Source organism: Dyadobacter chenwenxiniae (assembly GCF_022869785.1).
GTDB lineage: Bacteria > Bacteroidota > Bacteroidia > Cytophagales > Spirosomataceae > Dyadobacter > Dyadobacter chenwenxiniae.
This window is the reverse complement of sequence record NZ_CP094997.1, coordinates 1,961,863-1,984,128: the sequence shown is the minus strand read 5'-3', so window position 1 is coordinate 1,984,128 and position 22,266 is coordinate 1,961,863. Positions and strand designations below refer to the sequence as shown.

The following is a 22,266-nucleotide window of genomic DNA, read 5'->3' as shown; positions in this document are numbered from 1 at the left end:
TATATGAATTAAATAATTGATTAATAAGGTTTTATGTAAAAAATATTCAAGGTTATGCCACAGCGCTTTGCTAACATATGGTTCCGACATTTAATCACAGATTGGGTTGTGACTGAGCGTCCTGAGCTGACTGGTGAGCCATTTGTTTTGGCTGCTCCGGAGCGCGGAAGAATGATTGTTAAGGCGGCAAGTCCGAAAGCAATAGAAAGCGGGATTGACATGGGAATGGTTGTGGCGGATGCGAGAGCGCTTTACCCTGCACTGGAAGTGATAGATGATCAGCCCGATAAGGCTAAGGAGTTGCTGATAGCGTTGGCGGAATGGTGTATACGTTACACGCCCGTTGTTTCCATTGACCTACCCGATGGCCTGATGCTTGACATTACCGGTTGTGCACATCTCTGGGCTGGAGAGCGCGCATATTTAAAGGATATGATCGTCCGGCTCAGGCAAAAGGGATATTATGTAAGTGCTGCAATCTCTGATACGGTGGGCAGCGCCTGGGCAGTGGCGCATTACGGGCATGATAAGCGCATTGTTCAGCCCAACCGAATTTCAGATGCATTGTTGCCGCTGTCACCAGCAGCATTGCGCCTTGAAATGGCCGTGGTGGAGCGGATGCATAAATTAGGGTTTTACCAGATCCGAAACTTTATTAATATGCCTCGTTCCGTGCTGAGAAGGCGGTTTGGGCAGCAACTTCTGGATCGGGTGGACCAGGCCTTCGGACATGCGATTGAGGTGATTGAACCCATAAAACCAGCGGTGCCATACCAGGAACGGTTGCCTTGCATGGAGCCGATTGTGACAGCAACCGGCATTCAGATCGCTTTAAGGCGGCTTTTGGAAACGCTGTGCCGCCGTTTGGTAAAGGAAGGAAAAGGCCTACGAACTGCGGTTTTCAAAGGATTCCGGGTGGATGGAAAAATTATACAGATAGACATAGTTACCAACCGGGGATCATTCCACGTCGGCCATCTGTTTAAGCTGTTTGAGCTGAAAATCAGTACGATGGAGCCGGCATTGGGCATTGAGTTGTTCTTACTGGAAGCTCCTGTTACAGAAGACGTGAATGCGGTTCAGGAAAAGCTTTGGAATACCAACGCCGGCCAGGATAATGTGAACCTGATAGAATTGCTGGACAGAGTTGCAGGCAAAGCAGGAATAAAAACCATTCACCGCTATTTGCCGGATGAACATTACTGGCCCGAAAGGTCCGTTAAAATCGCCGGTTCGTTGCTCGAAAAGCCGGAAACGACCTGGCGCATTGACCGTCCGAGACCCATTACGTTATTGGCTAATCCACAGCTGATCGACGTTTCGGCTCCTTTGCCAGATTACCCGCCACTGCTTTTCAGGTATAAAGGAGTAGTGCATTATGTGAAGAGGGCAGATGGTCCGGAACGGATTGAAAGGGAATGGTGGCTGGAACAAGGCATGCACCGCGATTATTATTGTGTTGAAGATCCGGAAGGTGCGCGATTCTGGATTTTCCGCCTCGGGCATTATGATAAAACAGGTTCTAAATGGTTTATTCACGGTTTTTTTGCTTAAAGGCCAGGTTCGGTAGTGCTTCCGAACCAATCAAAAAATGATTGCTTAACATGAGCTACACCGAATTGCAGGTAACGACCAATTTTAGCTTCCTCCGCGGCGGATCACACCCGGAGGAACTGGTGGGGCAGGCTTTGATTTTCGGATACAAAAAAATTGCCATCACAGACCGGAACACCCTCGCAGGCATCGTTCGTGCGCACGCTGCCGCAAAAGGAAAGGACATTCGCATTATTCCAGCTTGTCGGCTGGATCTGCTGGATGGGCCTGGCTTACTGGCTTACCCGACTACGCAACAGGCTTATTCCCAGCTTTCTTCCTTGTTAACCGAGGGCAATTTAAGAGCTGAAAAAGGAGAATGTCATTTGTACAAAGCCGATGTTTTTCGTTACGCGGGTGAAATAAAGTTCATTGTGGTTCCTCCCGCGGCCTTGAATGCGCATTTTGATTTCGAACCTGAATTTAAGCGGGCATTACAAGAATACAGAAAGGCTTTTGGAAAGGATATTTACATAGCTGCTGCGCGCTCTTACCAGGGCGATGATACGAAAAAACTGTATCGTATTGCTCAGATAGCCAGCCAGATGGACATTCCCATGGTCGCAACAAATGACGTGTATTATCATAATCCGGTTCGAAGGGAATTGCAGGATGTCCTTACGTGCATACGGGAGAAATGCACGATTAATAATGCAGGCTTTCGGCTATATCAGAATGGAGAGCGGTTTTTGAAACCCATTGACGAGATGCAGCGGCTTTTCAGGCAGTATCCCAATGCGATCGAGCGGACGCAGGAAATTGCGGATGCGTGCCGGTTTTCCCTGAATGAGCTAAAATATGTTTATCCTGAGGAAATTACAAGCTCTGGGAATTCTGCGATGATCGAGCTGCAAATACTGACCTGGAAAGGAGCTATGGAGCGTTTTGGCGCATGCATACCTCAGAAAGTTGAAGATGCGATCCATTACGAAATGCAGTTTGTGGAAGAAATGGATTATGCTCCCTACTTTCTGACGGTTTACGACATTGTACGTTTTGCAAGGGAGCGAAAAATCCTTTGCCAGGGCCGGGGTTCCGCGGCTAATTCGACCGTATGTTACTGTTTAGGCATTACTTCTGTTGACCCCACGGAAATAGACCTGCTTTTCGAGCGCTTTATTTCCTCTGCACGGAATGAGCCGCCGGATATTGATGTGGATTTTGAGCACGAACGACGGGAAGAAGTGATCCAGTATATTTATCAAAAATACGGCCGGGACAGGGCAGGAATTGTGGCTACGGTTACGCAAATGCATCAGCGCGGCGCTATCCGGGATGTGGCCAAGGCAATGGGCATGTCGCTGGATGCCATTAACCGGCTTGCTAACTCGATCTGGGAATTTACAGATGAGTGGTTCGATGGCAAACGGGTTGCCGAACAAGGCTTTAACCCCAATGATCCGCATTTGATCAAAATTCTGGACCTGACCAGGCAATATATTGGCTTTCCAAGACAGCTGGGCCAGCATACGGGTGGTTTTGTGATCACACAGGGAAAACTTTCGGACTTGTGCCCCATTATGAACGCTCGGATGGTGGACCGTACATGCATTGAATGGAATAAAGACGACATTGATACACTGGGTTTTCTGAAAATAGATGTGCTGGCTTTGGGCATGCTGACCTGCATCCGGAAAGCCTTTGATCTGGCCAAAAAACACTATGATCAGGATTATACGCTGGCTAATATTCCTCAAAACCGGGAAGATGTTTATGATATGATCTGCGCGGCGGATACAATCGGTGTTTTCCAGATTGAGAGCAGGGCGCAGCAATCCATGTTACCCCGGTTGAAGCCGCGTTGTTTTTATGACCTGGTCATTGAAGTCGCCATCGTTCGTCCCGGGCCGATTCAGGGGGATATGGTACATCCCTATTTGCGCAGGAGGAATCGCGAAGAAGAAATAAGTTACCCTTCCAAAGAGCTGGAAGCCATTTTAGGTAAAACATTGGGCGTGCCTTTGTTCCAGGAACAGGCCATGAAAATAGCGATTGTTGCCGCTGGATTTACTCCTGCCGAAGCCGACGAGTTGCGGCGCAGTATGGCTACTTTTAAAGTCAGGGGCATGGTAACCAAATTTGAGGAAAAGCTCGTAGCCGGTATGACGGCAAGAGGTTATACCAAGGATTTTGCACAGCGTGTTTTCAGGCAATTGGAAGGTTTCGGAAGCTATGGTTTTCCCGAGAGCCATGCCGCCAGCTTTGCATTGCTGGTTTATGTCTCCTGTTATATCAAATGCGTTTATCCGGATGTTTTTGCAACAGCACTGTTAAACAGCATGCCAATGGGTTTTTACCAACCTGCGCAAATTGTTATTGATGCCAGAAAGCATAATGTTGAAGTAAGGCCAATTGATATCAACCATTCGGAATGGGATAATATTTTGGAAGAAAAAACGGGGAAATACTGTCCGATCAGGCTGGGTTTCAGGCAAATTAAGGGTATGAGAGAGGATGATATACAGGCATTGCTCGCAGGCCGAACGAAACCATTTACCCATTTGCACACATTACGCGACGCCGGTGTTTCCCAGGCCGCACTGGAAAAACTGGCGGATGCCGATGCATTCAGGTCCATCGGTCTGGATCGCCGACAGGCGCTTTGGGAAGTTTCCGCAATGAGTGACCGGCCCATGGGTTTGTTTGCAGGGCAAATATCCGAAAGCGCATTAGAAGCCCCGGTGGAACTGCCGCATATGACTGCTTCTGAGCATGTGGTGCAGGATTATACTTCCACCTCTTTATCCTTAAAGGCGCATCCCGTAAGTTTTGTCAGGGAAAAGTTAGATCTACTGAATGTTTTCTCAACTAAAAAATTAGATCTGATAGGCAACACAAGAATGGTGAAAGTAGCCGGACTTGTGCTGGTCAGGCAGCGTCCCGGAACTGCGGGGGGCGTTTGTTTCATCACCATCGAAGATGAAACCGGTTTTGCAAACCTGGTCGTATTTCAGAAGCTTTTTGAACAATATCGAAAGGAGATTTTGTATGCCAGGTTATTAATGGTGGAAGGGAAGTTGCAGCGGGAAGGGGAGGTCACCCATGTAATAGTTCAGAAATGCTATGATCTTTCGGTATTATTGAAAAAATTAACGGCCGCGGAAGACGAAAATCCGGATATACTGACACTTTCCCGTGCAGACGAAAAAGATGAGTATGCTACAATGGCCGTTAACAAAAAGACACAGGTTCGCAGGGATGTACAAACTGAAATCTTCCCGAATGGCCGGAATTTCAGGTAAAGTTTGAACCCAGAGTTTCTATCTGCTCAGCCTTAAACCTGCCGAAATACCAACCCGGTAAGGCTGGTAGTAAAACGGATCGCCCGAACCTGCAAACTTTACCGGACTGAATTCAGCATACGGTCCGATATGAAGCGATGTGTTTTTGCTGATCGGAAATTGTTTCCCTATGCTGGCATTAACCCAGCCGATGCTCTGTTTTCGTATCAGGCCATACGAATATTCCAGACCCGCGGTAGCGTAATATTTGCCCACCGAAGCATTTCCCCAGCTTACCTGCTTGTTGGCCCCGATTCCCAAAAGGCTGAATTTGTTATCCTGGCTTACCCGCGTCCCCTGGCGTATTACCTTGAAATGATCCTTGTCAAAAGTGGGCACAATGTAATCATTACCAGCGATTTCGTAGGAATAGGACTGCTGAAACCGGCCATAATGAAGCATAAATTGAAAACCTTTTTTCTCAACCCCCACACTGAACTTATATCCCAATGACTGCAAAGAAAAAGTGGAAGGAAACTCAAAATTTTGGAAACTTTGCCCACCGGAGGGCACCGTCAGAATCTGGTAAGATTGCAGGACAGCCACATTAACAAGCCAACTAAAACTGCTTGTGCTATGCTTCACAACAGGCTTTACATCATTTTTTGGAACCCGAACTTCGGGCAAGTCAGCATTGTGATGTGGAATTGTCACGGGTTGGTTTTCCATTTCATTTATGGCTGACTCAATTCTATTGTCTATATCTGTTGTCTTAAATTGACTTAGCAATTCCTCCGCATTCTCACCGCGCACTGAATCTGGCGTATTTCTGGAATTCGAAAATGAAGGTCCCGAAAGTTGCGGGGTGACTGATATTGGAGAGTTTACAAAATTGCTTTGAGGTTGATCCTGAGAAATGGCTGAAACACTGCTTTCAACATTTTTTGAGAGTAATATTGTGTTAGAGATCTTTTTGTTTTCAAATGACTTTATTGCCAGCTTTTCGTTTTTGCCAGCCAAGATTTTGTGATTTACAGACTGCTTAGCTGAGACCAATTCTGTCCGCAATGCTATGTTAGCAGCTTCTGTCTCAGTCACTTTCGTTTTGTTCACTTCCGTGCTTGATACAGCTGTCTTTGTTACTGACGCTTTTATCGTATCTTTTTTCATAAAATGCTGGTCTGTCATAATGCCAACAATGGTTATGCCTACAAATAGCAATGTAAAAAACAGATATTTCCACTGCCGGCCGGGTTTAATATTAGCGCGTATTTTCCTGAATGCAGACGGATTGGGCACGTCTTCAAAATCATCAAATTTGCGTTGAAGGGCTGCCCGCAATGCCTCGTTGAGTTTATCCTCAGAAGTTTTCATGATGCACGATCCCTTTAAGTTCCAATTTTTTTAAAAGCAAATTACGTCCCCTCATAAACTGCGAGCGGGAAGTCGCATCCGGGATGGAGAGCAATTCACCAATTTCAGCATGTGTATAGCCGTCAATCAGGTGCAGGTTGATGATCGTCCTGTATTTGTCTGGCAGCTCGTTGATGATCGCCAACAAATCTTTCACATTCAACTGATCAATGATCTTTCCATAATCGTCCGATTCGAGCTGAATATCCATTTTGTCAATCGAACCATTAAGGTCCTGTTGTTTTGTGGTCCTGTGATAGTAATTGATCGCTGTCCTCACAACCGTCACCTTGACCCAACTATCCACTGAATCCGGGTCTTTCAGATCCTGGATATTGTTGAAAATTTTGATAAATGCCTCCTGGAAAATGTCTTCCGCCTCCATTCTTGTTCTTGCATAACGCTGACAAACACCCGTTAACCGCCCTTTGTACCGCTCATAAAATGCAGTCTGCGCACTTGGATCTTGCTTTTGGCAAGCTTTCACCAGGGAGGCCAGATTACTGAATTTTTTTGAGAGAAAAAACTTCATAAAGTCCGGAACATGAACGCGTTAGAGGTCAGTTTATAATTACAGCGTATCTTATTGAAAATAAATAAAGTATGTTTTGTTTACCAACTTCCCTTCTCCGTCAAATTGCAAATCGCAAAAGTCGAATGTTGTGTTATTGAGATATCTGAGCGTATAGCATTTGGCGTTCCTATATTCTCCCATCCATTTCATGCCAATGACGGGTTGGGTAGTGAAGCCGGCAAGTTCGGGCGACGCGTCGATATACTCTTGAATTGCGTCTGGCAATTCGTCAAAATTGGGCAGAGAATTAGGGTCGTCCGGCTCATTGAATGCCCTGCTAAACCACTTAACATCACCAGCTTCGTTAAAAAGTAGGTTGGCATATGTTTTCACACCGTCCTTATCGAAACTCACCAGCACATTATAGGATTTCGTGTAATTCAAACTGATCTTTACTTCCACAGATACAAATTTGATATTGGGATCTGCATGGATGTAGGTCTGCGTTTGTTGGGGCAGGACGCTCATATCCTCATAAAGTATCCAGTAAAGCGTTTCTTCAAAGGCCGCTCCCGCAATCCGGTTGTCTACCAATACCCAGTTAAACGAATAATCATTGCCCTGCAAGTTATAGATCAGCCTGTTTCTCTGGTCCGGTGCAACGGTCCCGATCTGGTCGCGGTTTGCGCTAAACGTTCCTCCTTTAAATGCACTGTTTCCTACTAATGTCAACAATTTTGAAGGGGGATTTTCTGAGCTAAAACGATAGGTTTCCCAGATTTTGGTGCTGTCAGCGAGCGTAGAATACTTGTCGGCACCCTCGTCAAACTTTACCTCCCAGACCAGCTTTTCAAGCAGTGGCTTAAACACCATATTCTCTGCATTGGGATACCATTGTTTTATCTGCTCGATCACCTTACCGGGCACCGGCTCCGGCTCAATCGGCTCTAAACGATTGACTTGGTTACAGGATGCAATGGAAAACAAACAAAGGATGCACAGAACAATAACTCTCATACCAACTTAATCTTACCTAAAATTTAACACGTAAAAGTGCCGATAAATAACCATTCATTTCAAGACCCATCAGAACATAACAAAGCGCTGATGTGCCAGGTCAAAAGGCTCGCGTTCATAAAACCACAAGGGCCGCATTGTAATGTGATACGACACGGCCCCGAGTTTAGGGTCTACGTCATTGAAAATAAATCTGATCTGTTCCCGCTTGCCGGAGTTCTGCGCTTCTTCCATTGATTTGTGAAAAAATACGCCGGTAGTGTCTATATATGCCTCTTTGCCATCCGGTATAATCGGAAAATAACTGGACGAACCGGATGATCTGACGATCAGGGTTTGTTTCTCGGTGTTCCAATGATATTTCATATTCGTGGGAAGCATGATCTTGATGTTCAGCGAGAAGGTTTGTGCGTGGGAGGGAAACTTGGTATTCGGGATGCTGCTGCTGCCGTAGAAGTAAACATAGCCTTCACGGAAAACCAGACAAACGGCGTCTCTGTATTGCTGAATGATGGTGTCTGCAAGTAAATTTAGTGAATCTCCTCCAACAATCCGGTAAGCATCTGTAACACGCATCGGATAGTTTTCAAATTGCTTTTGTTCAAATGGACCCGTGTCATTTGATACTTTCGGAATAACCGTTTCCGTAGTTACGTTCGAACATGAAAAATTTGTAAGAACAATGGCCCAGATCACTATTGCAGGGAAAATTCTTTTCATTGTTGCAACGGTTTACTTGTTTGTAATTTCCTTCATTTGTGTCTTCCATAACTAGGACACACAGTAAAGTAAAATGCGTTGCACATTTTTGAAATTTGTTTACGCTTGTTAGCGAATGCTCTTTATGCACCCGATTACCGGAAACTGCATATCGGGCTGCGTAAGCATTGCAAATAAATTCCTGGAAGGCGCGTTTTGTATGGGAAGTAATTCAAGTAACTGAACGAGTTATATGATCAAAGGTCCAATGTTAATGAACGCAATGGTCGCAAGCGTTCTTATCCTCGTAATGATCGGGAAATTTACCCGTGCAGATAATATTAACCACAAAGAAACAATTCAGGTAAAAGGCGTAGTGAAGGACGTGAACGGCATTCCTGTTTTTAATGCAGCCGTTTTTATCAAAGGGTCCACATTGGGAACCGTGACCAATATCAAAGGTTATTTCGAGCTCAGCAATGTTCCTGAAAATAGTCTGATGACCGTTAGCCATCCTGACTTCGAGCCGGTGGAGATGGATGTCAGCAAATCTGAAAAAAATTATGATATCGTTCTCAAAGCAAAACTGGGGTGGGTCAGCAAGACTATACCAGAGGTAAAACCCAAAAAAGCATCGGAGACGAACGAGCCGCCGGGAAACAGGTTAATGTTGGAAAAATGGCCGCGTTTTCCCGGAGGGACGAAGGAACTGGTCAAATTTCTTGCACATCACATGCAATATCCGCCCGAGGCATTTAAGGCAGGGGTGGAGGGGCAGGCATCGGTTTCATTTTTTTTGGATGAAAAAGGGAACATCAGTAGTCCGGTGATCGTGAACGGGCCAGGGTGGGGGATTGATGAAGAAGCCGTGCGACTGGTTCAAAATATGCCACAATGGACGCCAGCGAGGCAAAACGGGAAAGCCGTGGCGGTTCGATACACCATCGTTATTCCATTTGACCTGGAAGTAGAAAAGCTGCCGATCCATATCCGTGAAAAACAGCCCGATATTTTTAGCAGAAAAAGCCGCCTGACGGTCAATAAGCCAACCTTCAAAAATGGCACAGAATTCAAAGCGTTCTTCGAGAAATCTCTAAACCTTTCCCAAAAGGAGCCGCCGAAAACGGAGCTCTATCGCTACAATATGATTACCAGGCCGGTGATTATGCCGCTGCCGGCCATTGAAATGAAATATAAAAAGTGAGTGGACAGGTTCCGGGAACAATTGTTTTACTATATGGTTTAGGAACTGTGTGTGGAATGGATTATACCAAAATGAACAATAATATTTTACTGATAGACGATGATCCCGATGATCATGAGATCTTTGAATTTGCATTAGAACTTGCTTATCCGACAGCAACTTGCGAGCACTCCTACAATTGCCAGGACGCTGTGGAAAAGATTAGGAAAAGGTCTTCACCTTTACCGGGAAACATTTTCCTGGACTTCAATATGCCGATGATGGAACTGCCTAAATGCTTGTTTGCCATCAATGAGGCGCTTGGCGTTGACCATGCCGACATCGTCATTCTCACAGGTTTCAGAACGGATGATCTACCCGATTTCAACTCTTTTGGCGTCGTGAAGGTGATTTCGAAACCCAGCACCATTGAGTTGTTGGCAGAAGAAATTCAGGATGTTGTAGGTTACTGGGCAAGTGCTTAGGGCATAACTTTGGCTTTGTGCTTTATTTTATAATATTTCTTTGCAGAGTAATAAATTCAGTTTAATTTACGTAGAAATAGTTGCAACTGAACGTGACCTTGCATGCGTAAATTCTTTACTTTCCTCTTCATTCTTCTTTGTTTTTCCACCAGTTCATTTTCCCAAAACAACAGCGCAAAATTCCGGCATCTCACCACGGGTCAGGGGTTGTCTCAAAACAACGTCACTTGTATTGCAAAGGATAGGCGCGGATTTATGTGGTTCGGGACTCCGGATGGCCTTAATAAATTTGACGGCTACACTTTTACGGTTTATCGCAATGATCCTGGTAATGCGCAGAGTATCAGTCATAATTATATCCATGCCATTCTTGAAGACAAACGGGGTATAATGTGGATCGCAACCGACGGTGGCGGATTGAGCCGGTTCGACAGCGATACGGATACTTTTACAAACTACCGGCACAAGGCAGGCGATGACAACAGTCTTGCTAACAACGCAGTGCATGCCATTGATCAGGATAAGAACGGAAACATTTGGCTTGGGACTATCGGCGGCGGCATCAGCGTCCTTAATCCTGAAAAAAACACATTTCGCAATTATTCTGCCAACTCCGGAGTGCCGGGAAGTTTGAGCCATAACGTGGTCAGCGACATTACCGTGGACAGGCAGGGAACTATCTGGATTGCGACCAGCGGCGGGGGGCTTAATCGGTTTAATCCGGCGACAAATAGCTTTCTCACATTCAAAAACATTCCCGGTGATCCTACTTCGCTCAGTAACGATGATCTGAATGAGGTTTTCGAAGATTCGCGCGGCAGGCTGTGGGTTGCAACAGAAGGCGGAGGGCTTAATCTGCTTAACCGCATTACGGGAACATTCACGTCGTTCAAGCATCGAGACGGGCAGCCGGGCCTTTCGCATAACGATGTTATTTCATTGGAGGAAGATAAAAATGGTAAGCTGTGGATTGGGACTCGCAACGGCGGAATCAATGTATTGCAGGAAGGCAATGCATTTTCCCATTTTAGATACGACAAAAACGATGTTGGCGGCTTAAATAACGGTTCTATTTACACCATGTTCTGCGACCCGCAAGGAACAATGTGGATAGGCACTTACAGCGGCGGCATCAATGTCATGGATCACGAGCCGTTAAAATTTGGCCTGTATAAGACCAGCACCATTGCTCCCCAAAGTTTGAATAACGACAATGTCCTGACCGTGATAGAAGATTTTGAGGGGAAAGTCTGGGCCGGAACCGACGGAGGTGGCATCAATGTCCTGGACAGGAAGACAAATCAGATTGCCCATTTTACGCACGACCCGAACAATGAAAACAGCGTTGCGAGCAACTATGTGATCGCTATCTGTGAAGATGAGGCGCGCAACATTTGGATAGGAAACTATAAGGGCGGTTTAAGTCTGTACGACCGGGAAACGGCTTCCTTCCGGAATTTGAATAAGAGTGACAATCCCGCTTCCGCCGTGTATGCCAACATTCACGTAGTGATCAATGACGAAAGCAGGCGCTGTCTGTGGATTGGGACGTCCAGAGGTTTGTTGAAATATGATAAAGTTTCAGGGAAGGTGAGCGAATTCAGGGCCAATGCCAATATTCCCGGCTCGATCAGCAACGATGTGATCCTCTCTGTTTTTGTGGATTCAGAAAAAAAGCTTTGGGTGGGAACGGAGGGTAGCGGCCTGAATTTATATAATGAAAAAAATAACCGGTTCACAACGTTCAGATCTGATCCTAAACAAGCTAAGAGTCTGTCTAACAATCAGGTGAATGCAATTTTTGAAGATAAAAATCGGCAACTATGGGTTGCCACCAGCGGTGGTTTGAACCTGTATAATAAACAAAACAGCACATTTAAACATTACCAAAAATCCGACGGTTTGCCCAACGATGTGATTCAGGGCGTTGCAGAAGATGATCACGGGCTGCTCTGGGTCAGTTCCAACAACGGGCTTTCGAGATTTAATCCGAAAACAGCGGAATTCAGAAATTTTGATTTTAGCGATGGTTTGCAGGAAGGATCATTCAACCGCTTGTCCTTATTCAAAAACAAGGCGGGCTTGATCTTCATCGGAGGACAGTATGGCCTCAACTTTTTCCATCCCGACAGCATTAAATACAACACATTTGTTCCTCCGGTCTTTATTACCGGTTTCCAGATTTTCAATCGACCGGTCAGCAACCTTGATAAGGATTCTCCCATTGACAACCAGATCAGCGCAGCCAAAGAAATAACAGTTTCTTATGCGCAATCCATGCTTTCATTCGAATTCACAGCGCTGAACTACACATTATCTGAAAAGAACCAATACGCATATCAACTCGTCGGTTTTGATAAAGACTGGATTTATAGTGGTACAAACAGGAAGGCAACCTACACCAATCTCGATCCGGGAGAATACGTTTTCAAGGTGAAAGCTTCCAACAATGATGGCGTCTGGAATGAAAGTGGGACAAGCATTACCCTGCATGTGACGCCGCCATTCTGGAAAACAATCTGGTTTCAGGCGCTGGCCGCTTTATGCGCTGCCTGTGGCATTTACGCCATTTACCGCTGGCGGATAGGGGCCATTAAGCGACAAAAAGATTTGTTGCAAATGCAGGTTGCGGAACGGACGGTAGAAGTCATCCGGCAAAAGCACGAACTGGAACTGCAATCCGCAGATCTGCAAATCATGAACGCGCGTTTGCAGGGTCAGCACGAAAGGGAATTGCTGGCAAGACAAGAAGCCGAAAAGGCCAATATGGCGAAAAGTGTTTTCCTGGCAACGATGAGCCATGAGATCCGTACGCCCATGAATGGTGTGATCGGGATGGCTTTGCTGCTCGCGCAAACGCCTATGAATGAGGAACAAACAGAATATACAGACACCATTATCAAATGTGGTGACAGCTTGCTTACAGTTATCAACGACATTCTGGATTTTTCCAAAATTGAGTCCGGAAACATGGAGCTGGAAAAGATCAGTTTCAACCTCCGCGACTGCATAGAGGATGTTTTGGACATATTTTCTTCCAAAGCCGCGGTGATCGGGCTGGACCTTGTTTATCAGATCAGCCCGCAGGTCCCTAATCAGATCATCGGTGATAGTCAGAGGCTGCGCCAGATTCTGGTCAATCTCGTGGGAAATGCAATCAAATTCACGCATCAAGGTGAAATTCTCGTTATTGCGAAGCTGGCAAAATACATAAGTGACGAGGAAATTGAAATCAACTTTCAGATCAAAGACACAGGGATCGGCATTCCGGCAGATAAGCTCGACCGCCTTTTTATAGCGTTCTCGCAGGTGGATTCGTCTCACACACGTAAGTATGGAGGCACGGGGCTTGGTTTGGTCATTAGCCAAAGGCTTGTGAACCTGATGGGCGGAGAGATCAGTGTTGATAGTGAACCTGGCAAGGGAACGAGTTTTCATTTCTCGATTCTGGCCGAAATAAGCCATGAAGCTCAGCGGCAATATGTGCATTTTAACACTTCCGAAAATGACGGAAAGGCCGTTCTGGTCGTGGATGATAACGAAACGAATTTGCGCATATTCCAGGCGCAGATGGAACAGTGGAAACTGGTCCCAACGTTGGCATCATCGGGAAAGCAAGCGCTGGAAATCCTGGACAGCGGAAGCAGATTTGACCTGATCATTACCGACCAGCAAATGCCCGAAATGGATGGCCTGAGCCTGGCTGCAAAAATCAAGGCGCGCTTTCCCACATTGCCGATCTTCCTGCTTAGCTCCGTAGGCGATGATAAGCGCCAGAATGTCAAGGATTTATTTGCAGCGATACTCACCAAACCTGTTAAACATCACCAGCTGGGCCAGCTCATCCAGATGGAGCTCAAAAATCAGGGTGATTCTGCCCGCCCGATTTTACCGCCCGTTCCATCGCCGCTCTCAGAAGGGTTTGCCATTCAATATCCTTTGCACATCCTGGTTGCAGAAGACAACCAGATCAACGAAAAGCTTTTTGTGAAAATCCTGGGCAAAATGGGATACAATCCGATCGTCACCCGCGACGGTTTGGAAGTCGTCGCAAGAACTTTTTCGGAGAAGTTTGATGTCGTTTTCATGGATATCCAAATGCCCGAAATGGACGGATTGGAAGCCACACGCCGCATTCGTAAACAGCAAATCGACCAGCCCTACATTATCGCCATGACCGCCAACGCCATGAAAGAAGACCGCGAAGAATGCCTCGCAGCCGGTATGGACGACTACATCTCGAAACCCCTGCGTTACGATGACATTACGTCGTCATTAAAGAGGGCATATCTGGCTTGTATTTCGGCGGAGTAGCGTCCCATTTTAAGGTAAAAAAATATTATACATACAAAGCAAGAATTAATAAATCGATTTTACATACATTTGGTGAAGATATGCACTTCTTGTTTGTTTGGTTTTTATGAAGGGAACTCATTTAGGGGAGTTTGAGGAGCTGGTTTTGCTGACGATCGCTTCGTTGGCAAGCGAGGCATATAGTGTTGCGATTTGTGATGAATTGGAAAGGTATACGGGCCGGGCTGCTAAGCTGGGTGTGGTGCATTCCGTTTTGAACCGCTTGGAAGAGAAGGGTTTAGCAAAGAGCAGGCTGGGGGAGGCGAGCAGCACGAGGGGTGGAAAGCGTAAGCGTTTTTATGAGGTTAGCCATACCGGAAAGGTCGCGCTGACGAGGTCCAAAGAAGTGCGTGAAAATATCTGGCGCAACATTCCAGGCTTTAACCTTGAAGGCTCCATATGAAAGCAACAGGCCAACCGCCGCGCTGGGCAACCCGCTTCCTGCAATGGTACTGCCGTCCACGTTTGCTGGAAGATTTGGAAGGAGATCTGTTCGAATATTTTGAGCGAAATGTAAAAAATAAAGGATTGCTCCGGGCCAGGATCATCTACGTGATCGACGTGCTTAAATTTCTGAGGCCCTATACTTTTCGGAAAATAGATTTCTTTAACCTTTTCATTCACTGGATCATGATTGGCAGCTATCTCAAAACCTCACGCCGCAGCCTCGTCCGCAATAAATTGTTCTCTCTGATCAACATTATCGGCCTGGCCGTCAGTATGTCTGTTGGCCTGCTCGTGATCACCGTGATTACAGATTTAAACTCCTATGACGATTTTCACCAGGGCCGTGACAGGATCTACCGGGTTATTACCAGCTTTCGAAATGCCGATCAGCCGCCTATGGAGCTTGCTTCCACTTTGGTGAAGGCTGGGCAGAAAATCCGGGAAACGGTGGCAGGCGCGGAGCAGGTTACGACTTTTCGTAACGGATTCTCAGGTGACGCCCGCGTTGGTAATTCGACATTTCCGCTGGAAGCAATCTGGGCAGATAACTCTTTTCTGAAAGTTTTCACATTTCCGTTGGTCAAAGGCGACGTAACAACGGCCCTGCAAGAACCTTATGCGCTGGTTTTGTCCGAAAAAACAGCGAGGAAAATGTTTGGCGAAGCGGACCCGATTGGCAAGCCGGTAATGTTCGATACCACCAGTTATGTGGTTCGGGGCGTTGTGAAGGACTTGCCTAAACTGTCCCATATCCGGTTTGACATGCTGGTTTCCTTCGCAACCATTGAGGCGCAGCAGGAGGAAAAAAACAACTTTTATGATTGGGATAACATATGGTCCAATTATGTGTATGTGTTAATGCCCGAGCATTCCGAGATCGCGCCTGTAAACGCGGCTTTGGCAAAGATCAGCAAGCAGGAAAGTGCTGTATACAAAGACAAAGCGGTATCCATTTCTCTGGAATCCATGAAGGGCGCCGTGCTGGGCGGAAAATTCTCTAACAATGTGGGGCCTGCCATTTCACCGCTCGTTACCTGGGTGTTGAGCGGACTGGCGTTCGTGATCATACTTTCTGCCTGTTTCAATTATACCAATTTATCCGTTGCACGCTCACTCCGGCGGTCGCGGGAGGTCGGGATCAGGAAGATCATTGGTGCCAGAAAAAGCCATGTTTTGGGACAGTTTATGGCCGAGTCGGTGATCATTGCCATGCTCGCACTGGTTTTTTCATTAGGGTTATTTTTGTTTTTGAAGAAAGAATTCCTTGCCCTGGATTCGAATATCTCCGACCTCCTTTCCCTGGATTTGTCCTTCAAAACGATTCTTTACTTCATTGCCCTAGCCTGCCTTGTTGGCCTGGCTGCCGGCTTCCTGCCAGCATTGTTTTTTTCCCGCATCAATGCCCTTTTGGTGATGAAGGATATGTCAAACCTGACACTTTTCCGGCGGATCGGAATGCGTAAGGCATTAATTGTCATTCAGTATACATTGTCACTGTTTTTTATTGCAGCGACACTTGTCGGTCACAGCCAGTATAAAAGTTTGCTCCGTTTCGATCTGGGATTTGAAACAGAAAACATTGTCAACATTCGCATGCAAGGAAATAATCCGGATGTAATGGCAAAGGAGTTTGCAGAGATTCCTGTTGTGAAAGCGGTTTCACGATCACTGATGATCACGAGCCTGGGAAGTTACCACGGATCGACGCTCAAATACGGCCTTGATTCCAACAATGTGTGGCTGAATCTGGTCGACGAACACTATATGCCGCTGCATGATCACAAATTACTGGCTGGAACAAATTTCAAATTGCGGCCCGGGAAAGGGAAAGAGAGTGAAGTTATCGTCAATGAGCAGGTTCTGAAAAGATTTAACATTGCTAAAAGAAGTCCGGAAAATGCGCTGGGCAAAGTCGTAACTGTGGATGGTCAGGCATTAACGATCATAGGTGTGATCAAGGATTTCCATTATGGCACGCTGGAAGCGAAGATCGAGCCGGTCATATTTCGCTACTCCGCCAATGAGCCGTCCGGCTATCTCAATGTAAAAATCGCGTCCGGGGACCTTCCCGGCACAATGGACATGCTTGAAACTGCCTGGCGGAAGGTCGATAAAGTGCATCCCATCCAGGCGAAATTCTACAACGACCAGATCGAGTCTGCATACAGCCAGTTTTCGGTCATGGTCAAGGTCGTTGGTTTTGTTGCCTTCCTGGCGATTTGTATTGCTTCGCTCGGATTGTTTGGAATGGTGGTTTTCACGACCGAAACCAAGCTCAAGGAAATCAGTATCCGCAAAGTGCTGGGAGCGAGCGAAGGTGGTTTGGTGTATCTGCTGTGTGAAGGGTTTTTGATCCTGCTAATAGTTTCCGCATTGATCGCCATTCCGGCAACCTACTTTTTCTTTGACAAAATCGTTTTGGACGACTTTCCGTATCACCAACCGATCAACATACTGGAATTGCTCGCGGGCGTTTTGGTTGTGATGTTACTCGCTTTCCTGATGATCGGATCGCAGACGGTTAAAGCCGCGAGGAACAATCCGGCCAAAGTGTTGAAAAGCGAGTAACTGAATTTATTTTTTGCCGAAAAACTTTTGCTTCGGACTGTCCTGCTTAATGAAGCCCTTCACGGCCTCAGCCAGCTCAATCGGATAGTCCGATTCAATGATGGATGCGCCATCTTTTGCGATCGAAACATAGGCCGCTTTGCGCTCTTCTGCGCTTTTTAACTTATCATAGGATGACGCCGCAGAGATCATGGCCATCGCGCCCGCTTTGTTGAGCAGGCTGTAAAGTTCTTGATTTTCAGGCTTTACCAATGGCCCGATGTATGCAATGAGCTGTGTAAAAGGCACGCCTGCTTTTTGATATGCCTCAAATTCTGCTTTTGTTTTGATAAATGCGGAAAATGTGCTGTTAGGGTTATTTTTTAGATAAAAAGCCGCTTCTTCGGGCTTATGCACGGTCAGCATGACGAATGAATCTGCCTTGTGTTTTTTGATCAATGCGGCAGTCATTTCCAGCGGAACGTCTTTGTGATCGAGATTCAGAATGGTTTTACCGCGACCCCATTCAATCACCTCGCTTAATGTAGGAATTGGGAAATCGGTGACATTTCCTTCGGCGTCTTTCAGCTTAAACTGTTTGAGCTCCGCATAGGTATAATCAGAAAGTTTGCCTTTCCCTGTCGTTGTCCTGTCCAGCATGGCGTCATGCATGAGGACAATTACACTGTCCTTTGTGAGCCGCGGGTCTATTTCAAAAAATGCCGGCGTATGTTTTAATGTATTTTCAAAAGTCGCGATGGAGTTTTCAGGAAAACCTTTAATCATGCCGCCGCGGTGACCTGCAATGAGCAGCACATCATTTCCGGTGTATTTAAAAAACGCGTGCAGATCTTTGGCAGACTTCAATTTAAGCACATTCATTTTATCCTGACCATTCACAGCATTTAACGCTCCGAAAAGAAACAAGCTGGTTACGGCAGAAAGTAAAAAAGACTTTTTCATAAAAAAATGGGTAGTTAAGCTTTTAACATACTGTTGTGATCGGGTCAAAAACGAATCCTGAATGTAGTTCCGTTTTCTGAGTTCCTGAAAAAAAGTTTGGTAACCTGTTTCGTATTTCTCCAACAGATCGCCCGCCGGTTCCACGATTTTTCCCATATGCGTCGTTATTGCTTTTGCTGCCTCGTGTAAGGTCTTGCAATGCGTGGTGCGTTACATTGTGTATCAATTGAAATGGTTAAAGGCTTGGAAGACAGAGCGATTAAGGCGATTATGCAAGCCGCTTTCCATTTCTTCACTTTTTGCAGAGATAGGATTTCATTATCTTGCGTAGCGCTCGTTGCGTATGCTTGAAAACTGTAAAAATGCCCGAAAAAGTGACTGTGCTGCTGGTTGATGATGACATTGACGATCAGGAAATATTTTCAATCATGCTGGAAGACGCACTTCCCGAAGCAGAATGTGTGTTTGCAAGAGACGGCATTCAGGCACTTGAGAAACTTGAACAACCTGCATTTGCCCCTGATGTCATATTTATTGACATTAATATGCCCAAAATGAATGGTATGGAATTTTTAGCAGAGATGAAAAAAAGGCCATCACTTGTTCATATTCCCACTTTTATGTACTCAACTTCCAACGAAAAAACCATCGTAGAGCAGTGCAGGAACCTGGGCGCTTCCGGGCTGATTAAAAAACAGGCCAATACGGATGAGGTGAAAAAAGAGATCAAAAGAATAGTATCGACCCTTATCTAGGCATTGCATGGTTGACAGTGAGATTAAAAAGCTTGAATTCCTCGCCGGAGGAGGTGAGATGGGTGAGCGCATCCGGCAATATAATTGGGATGAAACAAGTTTGGGTAACCCCGCACAGTGGCCACAAAGCCTCAAAACATGCGTTCGGATCATGCTTAGCTCCAAGCAACCGATCTGGATTGGCTGGGGCCACCAGCTGGTCAAACTTTATAATGATGCCTATATTGATATCGTTCGGGGGAAACATCCGATCGCGTTAGGGCAACCAGCTTCTGTTGTTTGGAAAGATATCTGGAAGGACATTGAGCCGCTGCTGTCGCGGGCGATGAACAAAGATGAGGGCACTTATGTAGAATCCCAGCTGCTGATTATGGAGCGGAGCGGTTTTCCAGAAGAGACTTACTATACATTTTCCTACACACCCGTGCTGGGTGCAGACGGTCTTCCGTCCGGCATCATTTGCTATAATACTGCTGATACAGAAAGGATTATCAATGAGAGGGCACTCAGAACTATGCAGCAGCTTGATACGGTTGCGCAGAAAAAAAATGAGCAGGAAGTGTACGCACAAGCGACGAAAGCACTTTCGGGCAACCCGAGGGATTTCCCTTTTTCATTGATTTACAAAATAAAAAATGACGGCAGCAGCGCCGAAATTGTTGCATACTCAGGCTTTGCTGAAAAACCAGTTGACGGAATGCTGGATCTGCGTGATGGCGAAACAGTTGCTGCCGGTAGGTTAACGGCCATTACTGAAAACCACATGACAGAATCGCCTGTGAACGGGCGGTGGCAAGAAGTGCCCAAAGGCGACTGGGATGTTCCGCCCAGGGTTTTTGTGGACATTCCTATTAAATCCGCTACCAGGCAGTTTCCGTTGGCAGTGCTCACGGTAGGGCTTAACCCTTACCGCAAATTTGATGATGCTTACCGGAACTTCATTCAAATGATCGCGGACCAGATTGCGCTGGGTGTAAGCAACACGCTTGCCTATGAGGAAGAGCGCAAGCGCGCGGAGGCCTTGGAAGCATTGGATAAGGCAAAAACACTTTTTTTTACCAATATCAGTCATGAATTTCGCACGCCCCTGATGCTGATCCTGGGGCCGCTTGAAGAGTTGTTGAAGAAACCGGGCACCGCTTTGACAACTGCCGAAAAGCAGAGCATCGAGTTGACGCACCGTAATGCGCTGCGGCTTCTGAAACTGGTTAATTCCCTGCTGGATTTCAGTCGCATTGAGAGCGGGCGGCATTTGGCAAACTTTGTTCTGACGGACTTAGCAACCTACACCCAAAACTTAGCTGCCAATTTCAGGTCCGTGATAGAAAGGGCTGATCTGCAATTCCATGTCAATACGGACGAGCAAATTCCTCCGGTGTATCTGGATCGGCAAATGTGGGAGAAAATCGTTTTTAATCTTTTGTCCAATGCATTTAAATACACATTGGAAGGCACCATATCTGTGGATGTTTATGCAAAGGAGGGAAACGCCGTGCTGACAGTGCGGGACACCGGAGTGGGAATTCCGGAAAGTGAGCTGCCACATATGTTTGAGCGCTTTCACCGGGTTCAAAACACTGGTGGAAGGACCTATGAAGGCACCGGGATCGGTTTGTCACTGATCAAAGAGCTGGTCCGGCTGCACCAGGGAACAATCCAGGTGGAAAGCGTTGAGGGAGAGGGTAGCTGTTTTACGGTTTCAATTCCGTTGGGAAAGGGGCATTTGCCGGTCACACAGATTTTAGAAGATAATCCCAGCTTCGAAATTCCGGGTGCTGATGCATATCTGCAGGAAGTGGCGGCACTAGTCGGAAGGGACAAATCATCAGATAAGGATGGTGATCTGAGCAGCATTCTGCCCGAAGAAGCGGATGAGCTCGTCCTGATTGTGGATGACAATGCTGATATGCGGCAACATATACAATCGCTGATCGCTACGAAATACCGTACGATTACGGCAACAAACGGTCTCGACGCGCTTGAAAAAATGCAAAAATATAAGCCTACGCTGATTTTGAGTGACATTATGATGCCAGAAGTCGACGGCATTGAACTGCTCAAACGGGTGAAGGCCAATCCGGAAACTTCGCAGCTGCCGGTAATCCTGATCACAGCCCGGGCTGGGGAAGATTCGAAAATAGAAGGTTATGAAATTGGTGCAGATGATTATTTGGTAAAACCATTTTCCGCGAATGAAATGCTGGCCAGGATCAAATCACAGATCAAGATCAATAATTCACGAAAGAAGATTTTCCTGGATCAGAAATCATTTACAGATAAACTCGAACAAAAAGTTCAGCAGCGCACGGAGGATTTGGTGAAAGCGAACAAGGAGCTGGAATCATTTAATTACATTGCCAGTCACGATTTGCAGGAGCCGCTGCGGAAAATACAGACATTTATCCATCTGATCCAAAAGAATAAACAGGACGAAAAAGCCACACAAGTTTACTATGACAAGATTTCGTCGTCTGCGCAACGCATGAGCGATCTCATTCAGTCTTTGCTGACATACAGCCGGTTAGCTAAGATAGGAGAGGGTCATACGCTCATTGACATGAATAAGATTGTGAAGGACATTGAGATCGACTTTGAACTATTGATTGCAGAAAAACAAGCAGTGATAAAATGTGTAAACCTTCCTGTTATCAAAGCGAACGGCTTTCAGATCAACCAGCTGTTTTCGAACCTGATCAGCAATTCACTCAAATTCTCAACACAAAGCCCTGAGATAGTGATTTCCTCAGAAATTGTGAAGGGAAGTAGCGTTGTTGCGCCTACGTTCGTGAATCCCGACCAGCCTTTTTATCAAATTACGTTTTCGGACAATGGCATCGGGTTTGAGCAAGAATTCAGCGAGAAAATTTTTAGCCTGTTCCAGCGGTTGCACGGTAAACATGAATATTCAGGAACCGGGATCGGGCTTAGCATTGTGAAAAAGATAGTGGAGCAGCACGAGGGCTACATTGCCGCCGAATCAAGCCTCGGAAATGGCGCTGTATTCCATATCTGGCTGCCGGTTTAGCAAATTGATCCTCCATAGAAAACAAAAAATCGCCTTCCGGAAAAGGAAGGC

14 protein-coding genes are annotated in these 22,266 nt (G+C 46.2%); 9 read left to right on the top strand and 5 right to left on the bottom strand.

Translation table 11 applies throughout. The features are described from left to right. The first annotated feature begins 54 nt into the window (after positions 1 to 54). Both MUK70_RS08160 and MUK70_RS08155 read left to right on the top strand, forming a co-directional pair. A complete protein-coding gene (locus MUK70_RS08160) occupies positions 55 to 1,554 on the top strand; it encodes a Y-family DNA polymerase (protein ID WP_234655939.1) in 1,500 nt (499 codons plus the stop codon). Positions 1,555 to 1,604: 50 nt separating this feature from the next. Continuing rightward, positions 1,605 to 4,835 (top strand): error-prone DNA polymerase, encoded by a 3,231-nt coding sequence (locus MUK70_RS08155; protein WP_234655940.1) that lies wholly within the window; start codon positions 1,605 to 1,607, stop codon positions 4,833 to 4,835. Between the two features lie 18 nt (positions 4,836 to 4,853). On the opposite strand, the gene MUK70_RS08150 is transcribed toward MUK70_RS08155, so the two are convergent. The 4 genes from MUK70_RS08150 to MUK70_RS08135 form a co-directional block, all read right to left on the bottom strand. Beyond that, on the bottom strand, positions 4,854 to 6,188 hold the full coding sequence (locus MUK70_RS08150) for a hypothetical protein (protein WP_234655941.1): 1,335 nt from the start codon (positions 6,186 to 6,188) through the stop codon (positions 4,854 to 4,856). Next, entirely contained in the window at positions 6,175 to 6,759 is a 585-nt protein-coding gene (locus tag MUK70_RS08145; RefSeq protein ID WP_234655942.1) for an RNA polymerase sigma factor, read from the bottom strand. The genes MUK70_RS08150 and MUK70_RS08145 overlap by 14 nt, the downstream gene beginning before the upstream one ends. A gap of 51 nt (positions 6,760 to 6,810) precedes the next feature. After that, a complete protein-coding gene (locus tag MUK70_RS08140; RefSeq protein ID WP_234655943.1) occupies positions 6,811 to 7,758 on the bottom strand; it encodes a hypothetical protein in 948 nt (315 codons plus the stop codon). 69 nt (positions 7,759 to 7,827) lie between these two features. Continuing rightward, positions 7,828 to 8,478 (bottom strand): hypothetical protein, encoded by a 651-nt coding sequence (locus tag MUK70_RS08135; protein ID WP_234655944.1) that lies wholly within the window; start codon positions 8,476 to 8,478, stop codon positions 7,828 to 7,830. 232 nt (positions 8,479 to 8,710) lie between these two features. On the opposite strand from MUK70_RS08135, the gene MUK70_RS08130 reads away from it, so the two are divergent. From MUK70_RS08130 to MUK70_RS08110, 5 genes are all read left to right on the top strand, one after another. Continuing rightward, positions 8,711 to 9,661, top strand: a complete 951-nt coding sequence (locus MUK70_RS08130) for a TonB family protein (protein WP_234655945.1) — start codon at positions 8,711 to 8,713, stop codon at positions 9,659 to 9,661. Positions 9,662 to 9,717: 56 nt separating this feature from the next. Continuing rightward, entirely contained in the window at positions 9,718 to 10,125 is a 408-nt protein-coding gene (locus tag MUK70_RS08125) for a response regulator (protein ID WP_234655946.1), read from the top strand. A 102-nt stretch (positions 10,126 to 10,227) separates the two neighbouring features. Beyond that, positions 10,228 to 14,439, top strand: coding sequence for a hybrid sensor histidine kinase/response regulator (locus MUK70_RS08120; RefSeq protein WP_234655947.1), 4,212 nt, complete (start codon positions 10,228 to 10,230; stop codon positions 14,437 to 14,439). A gap of 106 nt (positions 14,440 to 14,545) precedes the next feature. Further along, positions 14,546 to 14,881 carry a PadR family transcriptional regulator gene (locus tag MUK70_RS08115; RefSeq protein WP_234655948.1) on the top strand — a complete coding sequence of 112 codons (336 nt, stop codon included), beginning with the start codon at positions 14,546 to 14,548 and terminating at the stop codon, positions 14,879 to 14,881. Continuing rightward, positions 14,878 to 17,493: an ABC transporter permease gene (locus MUK70_RS08110; RefSeq protein WP_234655949.1), complete on the top strand. Its 2,616-nt coding sequence runs from the start codon at positions 14,878 to 14,880 to the stop codon at positions 17,491 to 17,493. Before MUK70_RS08115 ends, MUK70_RS08110 begins: the two co-directional genes overlap by 4 nt. A gap of 6 nt (positions 17,494 to 17,499) precedes the next feature. Here MUK70_RS08110 and MUK70_RS08105 read toward each other — a convergent pair whose 3' ends face one another. Continuing rightward, the gene (locus MUK70_RS08105) at positions 17,500 to 18,591 is read right to left on the bottom strand and encodes a glycerophosphodiester phosphodiesterase family protein (RefSeq protein WP_234655950.1); all 1,092 of its coding nucleotides are present in this window, start codon (positions 18,589 to 18,591) and stop codon (positions 17,500 to 17,502) included. A gap of 206 nt (positions 18,592 to 18,797) precedes the next feature. Between MUK70_RS08105 and MUK70_RS08100 the strand changes: the two genes are divergently transcribed. Further along, the gene (locus tag MUK70_RS08100) at positions 18,798 to 19,190 is read left to right on the top strand and encodes a response regulator (RefSeq protein ID WP_234655951.1); all 393 of its coding nucleotides are present in this window, start codon (positions 18,798 to 18,800) and stop codon (positions 19,188 to 19,190) included. A gap of 7 nt (positions 19,191 to 19,197) precedes the next feature. Then, on the top strand, positions 19,198 to 22,215 hold the full coding sequence (locus MUK70_RS08095) for an ATP-binding protein (RefSeq protein ID WP_234655952.1): 3,018 nt from the start codon (positions 19,198 to 19,200) through the stop codon (positions 22,213 to 22,215). The last annotated feature ends 51 nt before the right edge of the window (positions 22,216 to 22,266 follow it).

Excerpts from the sequence above, each read along its gene's own strand:
- MUK70_RS08160 (WP_234655939.1), top strand. The coding sequence starts at position 55 with ATGCCACAGCGCTTTGCTAACATATGGTTCCGACATTTAATCACAGAT.
- MUK70_RS08155 (WP_234655940.1), top strand. The coding sequence starts at position 1,605 with ATGAGCTACACCGAATTGCAGGTAACGACCAATTTTAGCTTCCTCCGC.
- MUK70_RS08150 (WP_234655941.1), bottom strand. The coding sequence starts at position 6,188 with ATGAAAACTTCTGAGGATAAACTCAACGAGGCATTGCGGGCAGCCCTT.
- MUK70_RS08145 (WP_234655942.1), bottom strand. The coding sequence starts at position 6,759 with ATGAAGTTTTTTCTCTCAAAAAAATTCAGTAATCTGGCCTCCCTGGTG.
- MUK70_RS08140 (WP_234655943.1), bottom strand. The coding sequence starts at position 7,758 with ATGAGAGTTATTGTTCTGTGCATCCTTTGTTTGTTTTCCATTGCATCC.
- MUK70_RS08135 (WP_234655944.1), bottom strand. The coding sequence starts at position 8,478 with ATGAAAAGAATTTTCCCTGCAATAGTGATCTGGGCCATTGTTCTTACA.
- MUK70_RS08130 (WP_234655945.1), top strand. The coding sequence starts at position 8,711 with ATGATCAAAGGTCCAATGTTAATGAACGCAATGGTCGCAAGCGTTCTT.
- MUK70_RS08125 (WP_234655946.1), top strand. The coding sequence starts at position 9,718 with ATGGATTATACCAAAATGAACAATAATATTTTACTGATAGACGATGAT.
- MUK70_RS08120 (WP_234655947.1), top strand. The coding sequence starts at position 10,228 with ATGCGTAAATTCTTTACTTTCCTCTTCATTCTTCTTTGTTTTTCCACC.
- MUK70_RS08115 (WP_234655948.1), top strand. The coding sequence starts at position 14,546 with ATGAAGGGAACTCATTTAGGGGAGTTTGAGGAGCTGGTTTTGCTGACG.
- MUK70_RS08110 (WP_234655949.1), top strand. The coding sequence starts at position 14,878 with ATGAAAGCAACAGGCCAACCGCCGCGCTGGGCAACCCGCTTCCTGCAA.
- MUK70_RS08105 (WP_234655950.1), bottom strand. The coding sequence starts at position 18,591 with ATGGGAAAAATCGTGGAACCGGCGGGCGATCTGTTGGAGAAATACGAA.
- MUK70_RS08100 (WP_234655951.1), top strand. The coding sequence starts at position 18,798 with ATGCCCGAAAAAGTGACTGTGCTGCTGGTTGATGATGACATTGACGAT.
- MUK70_RS08095 (WP_234655952.1), top strand. The coding sequence starts at position 19,198 with ATGGTTGACAGTGAGATTAAAAAGCTTGAATTCCTCGCCGGAGGAGGT.